The following is a 14827-nucleotide window of genomic DNA, read 5'->3' on the forward strand; positions in this document are numbered from 1 at the left end:
TGTAGGGACGTGTCGCCTCAGCCTAGGTCTCTTGCAGCGCTGCGGTAAGACCCCCGGTGACCGGAATAGGCGAGATTTCCCCAAATCCCGCCTATTCCGACAGCGACAGTGGTCAGCCCCGCGTGTGCGAGCCGACCATCTGCACCTGGCCGGTGCCCTCGATGACCTCGCCGACCTGCCAGGCGTCCAGGCCGCGGCCGGCGAGGAACGCCAGGGTGCGGTCGGCGTCCTCGGCGGAGACGACGGTCAGCATGCCGATGCCCATGTTGAAGGTGCTCTCCATCTCCATGTCGTCGATGCGCCCCTTGGTGCGCACGAGGTCGAAGATGGGCTGCGGCCGCCAGGTCGAGCGGTCGACGACGGCGTCCACGTTCTCCGGCAGGACACGGACCAGGTTGCCCGGGATGCCGCCGCCGGTGACGTGGGCATACGCGTGGACCTCACTCTCGGTGATGAGGTCGAGGCAGTCCTTGGCGTAGATCCGGGTCGGGGTGAGCAGCTCCTCGCCGAGGGTCCGCTGCGAGCCGAACTCGTCGATGACGCTGTCCAGCCGCATCCGGCCGGCGCCGAGCAGCACGTGCCGGACCAGCGAATAGCCGTTGGAGTGCAGGCCGGTGGAGCGCAGGGCGATGACGACGTCGCCGACCTCGACCCGGTCGCGGCCGAGGATCTTGTCCTCTTCCACGACGCCGACGCCGGTGCCGGAGATGTCGTACTCGTCGGGGCGCATGACGCCCGGGTGCTCGGCCGTCTCGCCGCCGAGCAGGGCGCAGCCCGCGTAGCGGCAGCCGTCCGCGATGCCCGCGCCGATCTCGGCGACCCGGTCCGGCACGACCTCGCCGCAGGCGATGTAGTCGAGCAGGAACAGCGGCTCGGCGCCGCAGGCCACCAGGTCGTCGACGACCATCGCGACGAGGTCGATGCCGACCGTGTCGTGGATGCCCATCGCCTGGGCGATGGCGAGCTTCGTGCCGACGCCGTCGGTCGACGAGGCGAGGATCGGGCTCTTGTACTTCTTGAGGTCGAGCCGAAACAGCCCCGCGAACCCGCCGATGTCACCCATGACCTCGGGCCGGTGCGTGCGGTGCACCTTGGTGCGGAGCAGCTCGACGGCCTTCTCGCCGGCGTGGATCGACACGCCCGCGTCCGCATACGTCACGGTGCGCCTGCGGCTCCTGCCGTTGCCGGCGGTCCACAACTGCCGCTCGGGGGTGCTGCCCTGGCCGGTCTCACCGGCCTTCTCGGCGCGCTCATCCACGTGCGTCACTTTCTCCCCTTTGATTGCCTTGGCGGCGACCACCGCATGGTGCTACGGGTGGGCGGGTCACGGGCGCAGCAGTGCGCCCGAGCCGCCCGGACTGGCGGCGACGCTGATCGCGCCGCCGTCCGTCGTGGTGGAAGCGGCCCCCGCAGCGCGCGCCACACCTTCCAGGACGTGCTTGCCGATCACGTTGTCGGCCGGCAGTTCAATCGGATACTGACCGTCGAAGCACGCGCTGCACAGCCGGTTGGCCGGCTGCTCGGTCGCGGCGATCAGGCCGGGCAGCGACACGTAGCCGAGCGAGTCGGCGCCGATCGACCGGCGGATCCCTTCCAGGTCGAGCCCGTTGGCGAGCAGCTCCGCCCGGGTGGCGAAGTCGATGCCGTAGAAGCAGGGCCATTTGACCGGCGGCGACGAGATGCGGACGTGCACTTCGACTGCGCCAGCTTCTCGCAGCATACGCACGATCGCACGTTGGGTGTTCCCGCGCACGATGGAGTCGTCGACCACGACGAGGCGCTTGCCCCGCACGTTGTCGCGCAGCGGGTTGAGCTTGAGCCGGATGCCCAGCTGACGGATCGTCTGGGACGGCTGGATGAAGGTGCGCCCGACGTAGGCGTTCTTGACCAGGCCGTGGCCGAACGGGATGCCGGACTCGGTCGCGTAGCCGATCGCCGCCGGGGTGCCCGACTCGGGCACCGGGATGACCATGTCGGCCTCGACCGGGTGCTCCCTGGCGAGGGTGCGGCCGATCGCCACGCGCGCGGCGTGCACGTTGCGCCCGACGATCGTCGTGTCGGGACGGGCCAGGTAGACATACTCGAACAGGCAGCCCTTGGGGTCGGGGGTGCCGAAGCGCGTCGAGCGCAGGCCGTGCTCGTCGATCGCGATCAGCTCGCCGGGCTCGATCTCCCGCACGACGCTGGCGCCGACGATGTCGAGCGCGGCGGTCTCGCTCGCCACCACCCAGCCGCGCTCGAGCCGGCCGAGGACCAGCGGGCGGACACCGTTGACGTCGCGCGCCGCATACAGGGTGTCCTCGTCCATGAAGACGAAGCAGAACGCGCCCTGCAGGGTCGGCAGCACGTCCATGGCGGCGGCCTCGACCGACAGGTCGGGGCGGGCCGCGAGCAGCGCCGTCACCAGTGCGGTGTCGTTGGTGGAGTTCATCTGGTCGCGGTCGCCCAGCTCGGCCACGCGGCGGGCCAGCTCGGCGGTGTTGACCAGGTTGCCGTTGTGCGCCAGGGCGATCGTCGTGCCGCCGCGGTCCTCGCCGGGGGCGGTCGAACGCAGCGTGGGCTGCGCGTTCTCCCAGTTGGACCCGCCGGTGGTGGAATAGCGCGCGTGGCCGATGGCGATGTGCCCGTGAAGGCTCGCCAGGGTCGGCTCGTCGAAGACCTGCGACACCAGACCGAGGTCCTTGTACACCACCACGCCTGAGCCGTCGGACACTGCGATGCCGGCCGCTTCCTGGCCACGGTGCTGCAGCGCATACAGCCCGTAGTAGGTCATCTTCGCGACCTCTTCGCCCGGCGCCCAGACGCCGAACACACCGCACTTGTCCTGTGGACCTGGACGCTGGGGGTCGAGCTCGTGGCTCAACCGGCCATCGCCTCGGGGCACGTTGCCGCTCCTGTCGTCGCAGTTGCTGAGGGTTGTCGGCGGTGTGGGTCGAGGGGAATCCGACCTGATAGGCGCCGGAATTCGGTCGCCTTCGCGTCCCAAAGTGTACGCGAGGAATTTGGCTTGACGCACAGCCACAGTTCGTGCGCTGTTCGTAGTCGGCGTTGTGCGCGAATCGCGCAGTTACAAGGGCAGATAGCCAGATAAATCAGCACGAACTCCGCTGGCGCGGATCTTCCCGCTGGTGACTGCTTCATGCCACGATTTCCGACCCGTGGCGATCTCGAGCCAGGTGGTGGGGTCGGTCTCCACGACGTTGGGTGGTGTACCTCTCGTATGGCGCGGACCCTCGACACATTGAATCGCACCGTATGGAGGAACCCGCACCTCCACCGAACGGCCGGGAACACGGGACCGCAGGTCAGCCAGGAGCTCCCGCACCGCGTCACGCAGCGCGAACCGGTCCGGCGCGACTCCGGCATCCATCGCATCAAGGACGGTTTGCACCGTTTCGGAATATCGGTGCGGAGTGGACATGCCCGGACAATACGACCGGGTGTGGGCCGGTCGCAACACCCTGCGCCTTTCGCCGACCCCTGTGGACAAGGCATAGTTTGCTGCGGCGCACCATGCAAAGCGAGCCCCGCTCGCATGTTGGACCATCGACAGACATGCTCGGCAGAGACGCTCGGGTGAAGTCAAGATCCGGAGGGGTGTGGACGTGACTACCCACCGACGAGCCTTGCTGCTCCGCGCAGGGGCGGCGGCCGTACTGGTGACGGGCGCGCTGGTCGGCACGGTGGCGACACCGGCCTTCGCGGCGGTCTCCTCAAGCGTGTCCCCGGGCTCGTTCGACATCAACCCTGGCGACACGAAGAACATCGTGGTGACGCTCACGGGCGGACCGCAGGACAACGCGGTCGTTTCGATCTCGATCGACTCCGGCAACGGCAACCTCACCGTCAGGTCGAACGGCAACGGTTGCGACTCCGGTGGCACCTCCGTCACGTGCAACGACGTCGACGTGCCCGAGTCCGGCGACAAGACCGTCACCTTCCAGGTGCAGGCCAAGAACCCGAGCACCCTGCAGGCCGGCACGAACATGAACGGCCTTCAGGCCACCATCACCGCCCCTGGCCTCACCGGTGGCGGCAAGGTGACGATGAACCTGAAGGGCCCCGCGGCGACGCAGCCCGCGTCGAACACCGTGACCGAGGTCTCAGGCACGGTCAACGACTCGACGACCGGCAAGGCCCTCAAGGGCGCCTCGGTCTCCATGGAGGACGGCGCCGGCAAGAGCCGCACCACGACCACCAACGATGCCGGCCAGTACCGCTTCCTCGGCACCGAGGCCAACCCGATCGCGCCCGGCAACATCTCCCTCGCGGTCACGATGAACGGGTACGACGCGGGTTCGAAGACCGTCTCGGTGCAGGCCGGTAAGGGCGCCACCAACCAGCGGATCGCCATCGTGCCGGTCGGCTCGACCGCGTCGCCGATGATCCCGCCGAGCGCCGACGAGTCGACGCCGGTCGGGGAGGACTCGCAGTCGGCGGCGCCGAACGCGGCCAACACGACCAGCACCTCCAGCGACGGTGGCAGCGGCCTCTCCTCTTACATCCTGATCGCGCTCGGCGCGCTCCTGGTCATCTTCGGCATCGTCGCGATCGTGCTGCTCCTGCGCCGTCGCGGTGACGACGACGAAGAGGACCTCGACGAGGAGCCGGCCCCGCGGCGCGGCGGCGGTGGCGGCGCACGCCCCGGCTACCGGCAGGCCCAGGCCGACCCGACGATGGTCGGCGCGATGGGCGGCGCGCCCACGATGATCAACCGGGGCGCCGCCAACGACGCCACCGCGATCGTGCGGCCCGGCCGCGTCAACGACTACGACGTCCCGCCGGACCCCTACGGCGCACCGCTGCCGCGGGCCGGCTCGGGCTACGGCGCGAACGCCGCGGGTGCGGGCTACGGCGCCGCGAACGGCGGCGGCTACAACGACCAGGCGGGCTTCGCGCAGGGTGCCCCCTCGGCCGGCGCGGGCTACGGCCCGTCGTCCCGCCCGGCGGTCGACCCCTACAGCCCCGAGTACGGCGCCGGCGGCGGCTACAACGACCAGGCCGGCTACGGCGGCGGCAACGGTGGCGGTGGCGGCGGCGGTTACGCCGACTCCACCCAGCGCTGGGAGCCGAGCGCCGGCAACGGCTACGCGGGCGGCCAGGGCGGCCAGGGCGGCCAGGGCGGCGGCGCGGGCTACGGTGCCGGCGGCGGTGCCAACGGCTACGGGGCCGAGTCCGGCCAGAACGGCTACGGCGGCGGGTACAACGGCGGCAGCGGCGCGAACGGCTACGGAGCCGACCAGGGCGGCTATGGCCAGGGCGGCGACCAGGGCGGTTACGGCCAGGGCGGCGGTCAGGGCGGTTACGGCGCAGGCGGCGGCCAGGGCGGCTACGGCGGCCAGGGCGGCGACGGCTACGGTCCCGGCGGCGGCGCCAACGGTGGCGGTCAGGGCGGTTACGGCCCGAGCGCCGGCAACGGCTACAACGCCCAGGGCGACTACGACGGCCCGTACGCCGGCCGCGGCGGCTACGAGCCGGCCGCCGGATACGAGCGCGACGGCTACGAGCGCGTCCCCGAGCCCCCGCGCGCCGGCAGCGGGTACGACGGCGGCAACGACAACTACGAGCAGCGCGGCGGTTACGGCGACCCCCAGGGCGCCCGCGGCGCGGCCGGCAACAACAACTACGAGCAGCGCGGCGGCTACGGCGACCCGCAGGGTGCACCTCGCGGCGGCGCGTCGGGCAACAACCGCCGGTCCCTGGACTGGCTGGACGACTGACCCACCCCGGTACATGACGAGAACGGCGCCCCGAGTGGGCGCCGTTTCTCATATCGGCGACCGACCGGGTCGGGGGCTCCGTCGCACCGGCGCCCCCGACCCGTCCGTGCCCTATGTGATGTGGGTGTGGAACGCGACCGCCGCGGGCCGGGAGACGCACGCGGGATCCATGCCCGCGTCCAGGCTCACGTCCAGGCTCGTCGACGGGCGCGGGTGCATCACCCGGAGCCAGCGCACCTTGCGCAGCATCTTGGCGGTGGGGCCGGGCTCCCGGTGGCGGGGCGTGTGGCCGATCATGCTGCTTCCTCAATGAACCAAGTCACGCGACAGAGTGTGCGCGTCCGGCCACGCGATCGTCAGCATGCGAACGGTTCACCTCCCGCACTGGTCAGCTTCCCCCGGAAGGAGGCGAGTAGGTAAGACCGGTGCGTTGAGTAGACCTACCGGTAGCGGTGGCCCATCTCGGCGTGGACGGGCTCACCGGTGGTGAGCGCCGTCAATGCCAGCGACAACCGGCGGCGCAGGGACGCGCGGATCGTGGCGGCCTCCAGCGGCAGCCACCGGAAGCCGTCGAGCTCGTCGGCGGCGGGGCGCACCACCTCGGCGGGGTCGAGGACGCCGCCGTCGAAGACGAACTGCACCTGGTCGCTCCAGGGGCCCCGGCCGGGCGTCCAGTCGACGACCAGGAGGCGGCCGGTGGGCCGGTCGAGGCCGAGCTCCTCGAGTACTTCCCGCCGGCAGCCGGCGGACGGGGACTCGCCGGTCTCGACGATGCCGCCGGGCAGGTCGAGGTAGGGCTTGTAGTTGGGCACGACGAAGAGGATCCGGTCCGCGGAATCCCTGATCAGGGCGCCCGCGGCGACCGTCTTGTGGGCCATGCGCCGGGCGATGCCGGGGTTGAACTCGGCCTCGGGCGGGCCTTCCCCGGCGAAGAACGACGCGGTCTCAGAGTCCATGCAGTGTCCATCCAATGGGGTACGCCGGTCTGCTGATGGTGAACGCATCTTGCGTAATGCAAAGGTTACTGGGCGTCAACCGAGGGGGGAGGTGGTGGCCGATCGGACCGGCCCTCACTGCAACGGGTCCCGCGCGCTGGGGGTAGTACGCGGGACTGGGGGCGGTGCCCGCGCGGGGCACCGCCCCCATGAGACCCACGAAAAGGACGGCCGGGCTAACCGGCCCGGCGCATGTGCAGGCGGACCGTGGTGCCGGCCGGACCGGTGCGCATCTCCAGCAGGTCGCAGATCTGCCGGGCGATCCACAGGCCGTGGCCGCGCTCGGAGTGCGGGTCGGAGCGCAGGAAGCCCAGGAAGTTGCCGGTGGCGGTGCCGGTGTCGGTGATCTCGCAGATGACCCGGCGGTCGGTCGCCCACATGCGGGCCTCGCCCCTGCCCCCGCCGTGGCGCAGGACGTTGGTGGCGATCTCGTTGACGGCGAGGACGAAGTCGTCGATCCGGCCCTCGGCGACGCCGAGCCGCGGGGCGTGGTCGGCGACGAACTGCCGCACCGGCGCCAGGTCGGGATGGATGGGGATCCACTCGACGCCGCCGGTCGGGTACGGCGCGAGCGGCGTGTTCCGGGCCTCGTAGTACGACGCGGGCTCGGTGAAGTCGACGCTGATCTCGCTGGCGGTGCCGACGGCGAGCCGGGGGTGGGTGCGCCGGGCGTCCTCGAGGATCGTGCCGGCGAGGGTGCTGCTGTCGTAGCCGCACATGACCCACGCGCGGGAGTCGGCGAGCGCGACGTTGACGATCGACTCGTACCGGCCCCACTCGGACGTCTCGAGGTCGTCGCGGCCGGCCCAGACGGGCTCGCCGATGACCCGGAGGAAGGCGCTGTCGCCGGCGAGGGCGTCGATGCGGCGGTGGTGCGCGTCGAGGGTGCGGCCGGGGGAGTCGAACCAGCCGGCCGGCTCGAGGAAGGTGACCTGGTCGGCGGCCCCGTTGAGCCGCTCGCGCAGGAGGTCGGTGTTGCCGGTGGAGGTGACGGCGAGGACGGTGTCGCCGCGGTGCACGCCCTCGACGATGAACGGCACGGCCGCCGCGAGGAACTGCTCAGGCGAGTCGAACAGCAACGCCTGGTGGATCAGGGTCATGTCGCCGGCACCCCCGCATCCCCGATGATCAGGCCGGGCGTGGGGTCCCAGCCGGCCATCCGCAGCACGTTGTGCGGTGTCTGGGCCAGGTGGCGGATGTGCAGCGCGCGGTCCGGCGGGAGCGCCTCGGCGGCGCGGACCAGCGTGCGGATGCCGGCGACGTCGATGAAGCGCAGCTCGGCGAGGTCGATCACGACGATCGGCTCGGGCCACCCGGCGGTGTGGGCGAGCGCCTCGCCGAATGCCCCGGCGGTCGACTCGTCGACGGTGCCCACGATGCGCAGGCCGCGCGGCGAATGCGTGGGCACGATGCGCAGGCGGCGGTCGTCGTGCAGCGGGTCGATGCGCACCACGCCCGGGTGCAGGGCCACCAGACCGGAGAAGTCGACCTTGTCGAAGAGGCGTTCGTCGTACTGGCAGATCGCCGCGAGATCGCCGGAGCCGGTGACGGTAGACGCCACCTCCGACTCGTATTCGTGCAGCCGGACCGTGTCGGACAGCGTGCGCAGCGCCCAGCTCATCTCGCCGGTGAGACGCAGGCCCTGGAAGCCGGCGGCGCGGGCGTCGCGGACCGCGTCCCTGATGTTGTCGACGACGGCGCCGGGGTCGAAGTGGTCGTCGGCCGTCGGGCGGATCTCCAGCTGACCGCGGGCGACCGCGAGGGCACCGTCGACGCCGCGCGGGTCGAGCCAGGCGTCGATGGCGCCGGGAGCGGTCCGGTCGGAGAAGTAGAGGACCCGCTCACCACGGACGAGGCCGTCGGCGATGTAGGCGGACACCACCTCGCGCTGCTCGAGATCGCTCGCGAACGGCAGGCACAGGTGATCGCCCAGGCGGACGTGCCCGGTGTGCTTGGTGGAGAAGCTGTCGTTGATGCCCCTCAACTTACCCAGAAGCCCCGGAAATGATGTTTCGCAGACCCCTAGGAGCGGATGCAGCAGGTGGAGCAGACCTTCGGGGTGGGCAACGTGAACGCGAGGCAGCAGGTGCGGCGCCTGATGTCCAGGCCGCCCCCGTCCCGCTCGCTGAGGTCGACGAGGTCGTCGGCGCCGAGCGCGGACAGCACGCGGTGCGCCGTGGACAGGACCGTGGGGGCCGGCGCGACGTAGCCGCGGGAGATCGCGTAGGCGACGCCGGAGGCGACCGAGCCCCAGAGGGTCCGCCGGCCGAGCCGCGCCTGTTTGCGTACCTCGTCGAGCATCGGGTCCAGGTGCGCGTCGACGAGCGAGCGCCGCATGACGCCCAGCAGCTCCTCCTCGTCCTCGACGATGAGCAGCCCGTGGGTCTCGGTGGCGACGATCGGGTCGGTCGCGAGGACGGCGGTGACCGGGCGGCGCAGCGCGAGGGTCAGGAAGGGCTGCCGGTCGGAGAACCGGACCAGCACGTGGTCCGGGGTCATCAGCGGCACCCGTCGCGAGCCGGTGAAGCCGACCACCGCGGGCAGCGCGAGCCAGTACGAGTAGCACTTCCAGGCAAGGGCGGCGGCCGCGTGCGGCTGGGCGTCCCAGCGCCTGGCGGCGGCGGCGAGCCACTCGCCGACCCCACCGGGGGTCAGCATCTCCCCGGCGCCGCGCCAGCCGGGGGTGTGGGAGAGCAGCCCGGTCGACAGCCCCTGGAGTGATTCTTTTCCGTGCCTGAGCCCCATCTGGGCCAGGGTGGCGACCACCGGCGCGAGGGGGTCGACAGCCGTGGGGCTGATCAGGGCGGTCACGTTGGGTCGCCGATCGAGCAGGGGGACACGCTGCGGTGACGCCGCGGAGCGGCGCTCGCCGACTGCGTGTGTGCGGTGCTCACCACCGGTGTGTACCCCCAGACGTGCATGCCAAGCGCTCACGATACCGCGATTAGGTAAGCCTAACCACTCTCTGATTGTCCGACATCCGATGTCACTTTGTGTGACTTCACGGAAGCATGTTGCTGATCTGAGAACGTTGATCAACGCCGATGAGGTGGTGTTGTCAACCCTTTTGTCGGCAAATTGTCCGCTTGACCTGTTCGGCCGGTGACCCACGGGACACTGATCGGGCAGGGGCCGTCTCCCTGCGGGCTGGGCCGGACATGACAACGAGCGACTCTCCCGTGCAGCGGGCGTCAGAGGCGTTCGTCGCGGAGTTCGCGCGGTGGCGCCTCGACCGCGGCATGTCGAAGAAGCAGCTGGCCGCCGCGATGGGGTTCGACGCCTCCTACGTGAGCCACGTCGAGGCCCGCCGTCACCGCCCCACCGAGGACTTCGCCCGGCGTGCCGAGTCGATCCTGCAGAGCGGTGGGGTGATCTGGCAGCGGTACAAGGAGTACGACGAGCTGCGCGCGACCGCCCGTAGCCGGGTCGGGCCGCCCGGGCGTGACCCACCGGTGCCCGACCAGTGGCTGCCGCCTGGCACGGGGCTGGTCGTGGAGCGGGAGACCGCCCGGCTGTCCTACGTCGACGGCAAATATCGGTGCACGGTCCGTCGTGCGCTCTACAACGCCGGCACCGAGCCGGTCACGCGCTACCTGGTGCGGATCTCCGTGGACCGCTACCCGGACGATCCCGCGCGCTCCAACCGCCATCACCATGACCATCCTCTGTCACTGGATGAGCTGCGGCTGGTCGCGTCGTGCGCCGGCGAGCCGATGGAATGGCGGGCGAAGACCGACCGCGACACCCTCAAGGAGTTGTGGCTGCTCTTCGAGAACTCCCAGGGACGCTTTCCGTTGTATCCAGGTCAGCGGACCACCATCGCCTACTCCTGGCACATCGGCATCGACAAGTGGGGACACTGGTTCGAGAGGGCCATCAGGCTGCCCACCCGCCAGCTGACCGTGGAGGTGGATTTCCCGGCGCACATGCGTCCGGTCGTGTGGGGTGTCCAGACCTCGCTCACCGCGGAAGAGGTCCCGCTGCGGACCCCGATCACGCAGGAGCTCGGCCCGGGCGACCGTGCGACGTTCTCGTGGCACACCGAGTCGGCGACCCTGCACGACTTCTACCGGCTGGAATGGCGCTTCAGAGGGGTCAGGCCGGAAGGGGCGGTCGAGGAGCCGGACGGCTGGGACGAGGCCGCCGACAGCATGACGACGGGACCGGCCGACCATTCGTGAAACCCGGGTCCGCGGTGCACCGCCCACCACCGCGGACCGGGCTCGGAGCAACCCCCGCTACGCCACGAAGATCGCCGGGCTTCCTGCCTCGACATGGTCGAGGCAGAGCACGCCGTTGAGGTGGTCGACCTCGTGCAGCACGTCGCGGGCCAGCCGGCCCTGGTCGAAGGTCGCGACGGCGGCCTCGCCGGTGATCGTCCGGTAGCGCACGACCGCGGTGCGGGGGCGGCGCAGCACGCAGCGGAAGTCGAAGAAGCTCAGGCAGCCCTCGCTGGTCTCCTCCCAGTCTTGCCGGTCGGCCGGCCCGACCGTGACCACCTGGGGATTCACCAGCACCAGCTGCGGCGTCCCGGCGGCCCGGAAGACCGCCATCGAGCGCGGCTCGCCGACCTGCGGCGCCGCCAGGCCCATCGCGCCGGTGGTGAACTCGTGCTCCCGCTCCACGGCGTCGGCGACGCTCGTCAGCCGGTCGAGGATCCGCAGCGCCTCATCGCGGTCGTCGGGAAAGCTGAACGGCCTGGTGCCGGACGTGAGGATCGGGCTGCCGAGCTGGACGATGCCCAGACCCGCCATCACCTCGCTGGCTCTGCGCCTGCCGGGGCGCAGGCTGTCCGTCGTGTCACGGCCGGAGGCCACGTCGCTGGTCATTGCTCGCTCCTATGGTTGCCGAGAGGGCGGGTTGCCGAATCGCCACTCAAAGCGGGACCGGTGACCGAACCCCGGATCCGCGTTTGACCATGACCAAATGGACCGGCCGTCATCCGGTCGTTCATCGATCTGCGAACCCGTCGGCCCGAGGAGCCCGCCGGCGGCCATGGTCGTGCCCGGACGCGCGGCGGCAGGCGGTGCGGGAAGTCCGGCGGCACGCCGAGCCGGCGGGACCGCCCGGCGTCGTGCGGCAAGGCGCCGGCGTGGATCCGGAACTCGGCAGGAGAAGCGGGCGACGCCCGCAGGGCCGGCGGATCACCTCCGCCGGCCCTGGGCCATGCCTTCCGCGGGTCTTCGATGTCCCCGCCGCCGAGCAGTACGTCATCGGCGAGCCCGGCGAACCGACCCGTTTTCGTCTTCGAAGCGGACCTGTGGGGCCGGCCCTGCCGGCGGTGCGTGCGCGGCTCGGCGGCGCAGGCCACCTGTGCGGCCGTGACGTCGGTGTCCGCGCGGTCCGCACCGCGGGGAGCCCGGCTCGCACCCATCTACCTAGTGTGAATGACGGTGAACCGGGTGTGAACCCTTGCATAGCTGGCCGGGAATATGTGGCAGCGACCTCCGTCGCTGTCCGGGAGCGCGGCTAGAGCTCGCCCGCGGCGGAGATGTAGGCCGACTCGACGTAGACGGTGATCCAGCGCGCCGGGCGGCGGTCGGCGACCAGGTCCAGCGTCGGGTCGAGGTTGAGGGCACGGTAGGCGCGGCGCATCGCGTCGTCGTCGAGCACCTTCGCCTTGCCGTTGACGTGCAGGCCGATCGCGCCGCGGGCGAAGTCGACGAAGAGGAGGCCGACCCGCGGGTCGCGCTCGATGTCGGTGATCGCCTCGGACAGGCTCGCGTCGTCGAACTCCGGCCACGCGAGCCGGTCCGGGGACAGGACGCGCACGAAGCCGGCGCCGCCGGTGACGAAGGTGCAGTCGTGCCCGTCGTCCGGCTCGCCGGTCGCGACGAACAGCATCTCCTGGCGGCGGACGAAGAGCTGCATCCGGTCGTCGAGCTCGGTGGAGACCTCGCGGGAAAGGTCCTGGGCAAGGTCGCGGTCGGACAGGGTCGGCACGATGCACCTCCGTGAAACGGTCACCTGTCCACAGCCAAACACCGGCCGTGTGCGACGGCCGGACAGTCAGTGCGACGCAGCCGAACGGCCCACCTGTCCAGTGCCTACCAGCGGCGCGTCGAGTGGAAAACAATCGGCGAACACGAGACGTCGCACAGTCAGTGCGATGCGTGGTCGTCCCTGGTAGCGACGCTGGCTCTCCTACGGCACCTACGTTTGACCGCGAAGGGCACCGATGAGCGATCTGTCGCGTTTACTGAAGGAGAGCTGGAGCCTCGTCGAGGAGCAGCAGGACAAGCTCGCCAGCTACTTCTACGCGCGCATGTTCCTGAACAACCCGCAGCTGAGGGACCTCTTCCCGGTCCAGATGGACGTACAGCGCTCCCGGCTTCTCGGCGCGATCGTCACCGCTGTGCAGACCGTCGACGACCCTGACACGTTCGCCGAGTACCTGCTGTCCCTCGGCCGGGACCACCGCAAGTTCCACGTCCAGCCCGAACACTACGACGTCGTCGGCGACGCGCTGATGGAGGCCCTGCGCACGTTCGCCGGCGAGGAGTGGACGATCGAGTTCGACCAGGCGTGGCGCGACGCGTACGCGGTGATCGCCGCCAAGATGATCGCCGGCGCCGAGGCCGACTCCACGAACCCGCCCTACTGGCACGCCGAGGTGCTCTACCACGAGCGCCGTAACCAGGACATCGCCGTCATCACGTGCCGGCCGCTGCAGCCGCTGGAGTACCGCGCGGGGCAGTACATCAGCGTCGAGTGCAAATACCAGCCGCGGCTGTGGCGCGTGTACTCCGCGGCGAACGCCCCCCGCAAGGACGGCTCCATCGACTTCCACGTCCGCGCCGTCGGCGCCGGCTGGGTGTCCTCGGCGCTGGTCAGGAAGGTCCAGCCGGGCGACATGATCCGGCTCGGCGCCCCGATGGGGTCGATGGTGCTGGACCGCCGCTCGACCCGCGACATCGTCTGCGTCGCCGGCGGCACCGGCCTCGCCCCGATCAAGGCGCTGATCGAGGAGATGACCCGGGCCAACCGGACCCGCTGGGTGCACGTCTTCTTCGGCGCCAGGAACCGCGACGACCTGTACGACCTGGCCTGCCTCAACCGGCTCGCGGCCCGCTACCCGTGGCTCTCGGTGGTGGCCGCCACCGCCGACGACCCCGAGTTCCCCGGTGAGCACGGCAAGATCTCCGACGTGGTCGCCCGTTACGGCCCGTGGAACGACCACGACTTCTTCGTCTCCGGCTCGCCGCAGATGGTGCGTTCGACCCTGCGCACCCTCGCGGAGATGCAGGTCCCCGCAATTCGCATCAAATACGACGCCTTCGGGGACTCGTGATACCGGCGGGGGCGCCGTTCGTGCGGGCGGCGCCCCCGCCGAACTACAGTTTCGCCCGTGATCGAAGGGCTGATCGACAAGCGCGCCGTCCGCGTCGAGGTGCTGCTGCTGCTCGGCGTGTCGCTCGGCAGATCCGCGATCCTGTCGATCCTCGCGATCATCGACCGGCTCACCTACGTGAAGCCGCTCTCGGAGCAGACCGCGACGCTCAACCCGTCGATCACCCCGGACCGGCCCTGGCTCGATCTCGCATACCAGCTGGTCTACACGGGTCTGGGCTTCGTCGCTCCGTTGCTCGCCGTGTACCTCCTGCGCCGCGACCACGCGAACTGGCGCCTCGACGTGCGGCCGGCCTCCGACCTCGGCTACGGCACCGGTCTGGCCGCGCTGATCGGCCTGCCGGGGCTCGCGCTCGTCTGGGCCGCGAAGGAACTGGGGATCAGCGCGCAGATCGTGCCGGAGGCGCTCGGCACCCACTGGTGGTCGGTGCCGGTGCTGCTGCTCGCCGCACTGCAGAACGGCGTCCTCGAAGAGATCGTCATGATCGCCTACCTGCTGACCCGGCTGCGGGATCTGGGGTGGAACCCGTGGGTGGCGATCGTGACCAGCGCGGCGATCCGCGGGTCGTACCACCTCTACCAGGGCTTCGGCGGGTTCATCGGCAACTTCGTCATGGGCCTGGTCTTCGGCTGGTTCTACCAGCGGACGAAGCGGGTCATGCCGCTCATCGTCGCCCACACGATCCTGGACATCGTCTCCTTCGTGGGGTACGCGCTGCTCAAGGATCATTTGGCGTTCCTGAGATAGGGCAAATCGCCACA

At 70.6% G+C, this 14827-nt stretch carries 13 protein-coding genes and 1 pseudogene; 4 read left to right on the forward strand and 10 right to left on the reverse strand.

What is annotated here, in order from left to right:
• Positions 1 to 112: 112 nt before the first annotated feature.
• From purM to ACZ6TV_RS01995, 3 genes are all read right to left on the reverse strand, one after another.
• Entirely contained in the window at positions 113 to 1267 is a 1155-nt protein-coding gene (gene purM, locus ACZ6TV_RS01985) for a phosphoribosylformylglycinamidine cyclo-ligase (protein ID WP_465294313.1), read from the reverse strand.
• A 57-nt stretch (positions 1268 to 1324) separates the two neighbouring features.
• Positions 1325 to 2884: an amidophosphoribosyltransferase gene (gene purF, locus ACZ6TV_RS01990; protein ID WP_465294315.1), complete on the reverse strand. Its 1560-nt coding sequence runs from the start codon at positions 2882 to 2884 to the stop codon at positions 1325 to 1327.
• Positions 2885 to 3067: 183 nt separating this feature from the next.
• Positions 3068 to 3421, reverse strand: coding sequence for a sterol carrier family protein (locus ACZ6TV_RS01995; protein WP_465294317.1), 354 nt, complete (start codon positions 3419 to 3421; stop codon positions 3068 to 3070).
• 205 nt (positions 3422 to 3626) lie between these two features.
• Between ACZ6TV_RS01995 and ACZ6TV_RS02000 the strand changes: the two genes are divergently transcribed.
• Positions 3627 to 5720, forward strand: coding sequence for a carboxypeptidase regulatory-like domain-containing protein (locus tag ACZ6TV_RS02000; protein ID WP_465294319.1), 2094 nt, complete (start codon positions 3627 to 3629; stop codon positions 5718 to 5720).
• Positions 5721 to 5831: 111 nt separating this feature from the next.
• On the opposite strand, the gene ACZ6TV_RS02005 is transcribed toward ACZ6TV_RS02000, so the two are convergent.
• The 5 genes from ACZ6TV_RS02005 to ACZ6TV_RS02025 form a co-directional block, all read right to left on the reverse strand.
• Positions 5832 to 6017 carry a hypothetical protein gene (locus tag ACZ6TV_RS02005; RefSeq protein WP_465294321.1) on the reverse strand — a complete coding sequence of 62 codons (186 nt, stop codon included), beginning with the start codon at positions 6015 to 6017 and terminating at the stop codon, positions 5832 to 5834.
• Between the two features lie 143 nt (positions 6018 to 6160).
• Positions 6161 to 6676, reverse strand: coding sequence for an NUDIX domain-containing protein (locus ACZ6TV_RS02010; protein ID WP_465294323.1), 516 nt, complete (start codon positions 6674 to 6676; stop codon positions 6161 to 6163).
• A 215-nt stretch (positions 6677 to 6891) separates the two neighbouring features.
• Entirely contained in the window at positions 6892 to 7815 is a 924-nt protein-coding gene (locus ACZ6TV_RS02015) for an anti-sigma factor RsbA family regulatory protein (protein ID WP_465294325.1), read from the reverse strand.
• Entirely contained in the window at positions 7812 to 8699 is an 888-nt protein-coding gene (locus ACZ6TV_RS02020; protein ID WP_465294327.1) for an MEDS domain-containing protein, read from the reverse strand. Before ACZ6TV_RS02020 ends, ACZ6TV_RS02015 begins: the two co-directional genes overlap by 4 nt.
• Before the next feature lie 38 nt (positions 8700 to 8737).
• Complete coding sequence (locus tag ACZ6TV_RS02025) at positions 8738 to 9526, reverse strand: hypothetical protein (protein WP_465294329.1); 789 nt, start codon at positions 9524 to 9526, stop codon at positions 8738 to 8740.
• Positions 9527 to 9873: 347 nt separating this feature from the next.
• On the opposite strand from ACZ6TV_RS02025, the pseudogene ACZ6TV_RS02030 reads away from it, so the two are divergent.
• A pseudogene (locus ACZ6TV_RS02030) lies at positions 9874 to 10869 on the forward strand (helix-turn-helix domain-containing protein); the annotation flags it as partial.
• An 84-nt stretch (positions 10870 to 10953) separates the two neighbouring features.
• On the opposite strand, the gene ACZ6TV_RS02035 reads toward ACZ6TV_RS02030, so the two are convergent.
• Positions 10954 to 11544 (reverse strand): peptide deformylase, encoded by a 591-nt coding sequence (locus ACZ6TV_RS02035; protein WP_465294331.1) that lies wholly within the window; start codon positions 11542 to 11544, stop codon positions 10954 to 10956.
• A gap of 640 nt (positions 11545 to 12184) precedes the next feature.
• Complete coding sequence (locus ACZ6TV_RS02040) at positions 12185 to 12658, reverse strand: pyridoxamine 5'-phosphate oxidase family protein (RefSeq protein WP_465294333.1); 474 nt, start codon at positions 12656 to 12658, stop codon at positions 12185 to 12187.
• 235 nt (positions 12659 to 12893) lie between these two features.
• Between ACZ6TV_RS02040 and ACZ6TV_RS02045 the strand changes: the two genes are divergently transcribed.
• Both ACZ6TV_RS02045 and ACZ6TV_RS02050 read left to right on the forward strand, forming a co-directional pair.
• Positions 12894 to 14006 (forward strand): globin domain-containing protein, encoded by a 1113-nt coding sequence (locus ACZ6TV_RS02045; RefSeq protein WP_465294335.1) that lies wholly within the window; start codon positions 12894 to 12896, stop codon positions 14004 to 14006.
• A 57-nt stretch (positions 14007 to 14063) separates the two neighbouring features.
• A complete protein-coding gene (locus tag ACZ6TV_RS02050) occupies positions 14064 to 14813 on the forward strand; it encodes a CPBP family intramembrane glutamic endopeptidase (RefSeq protein WP_465294337.1) in 750 nt (249 codons plus the stop codon).
• Positions 14814 to 14827: the final 14 nt, after the last annotated feature.

It is taken from the genome of Dactylosporangium sp. NPDC051087 (assembly GCF_055586325.1).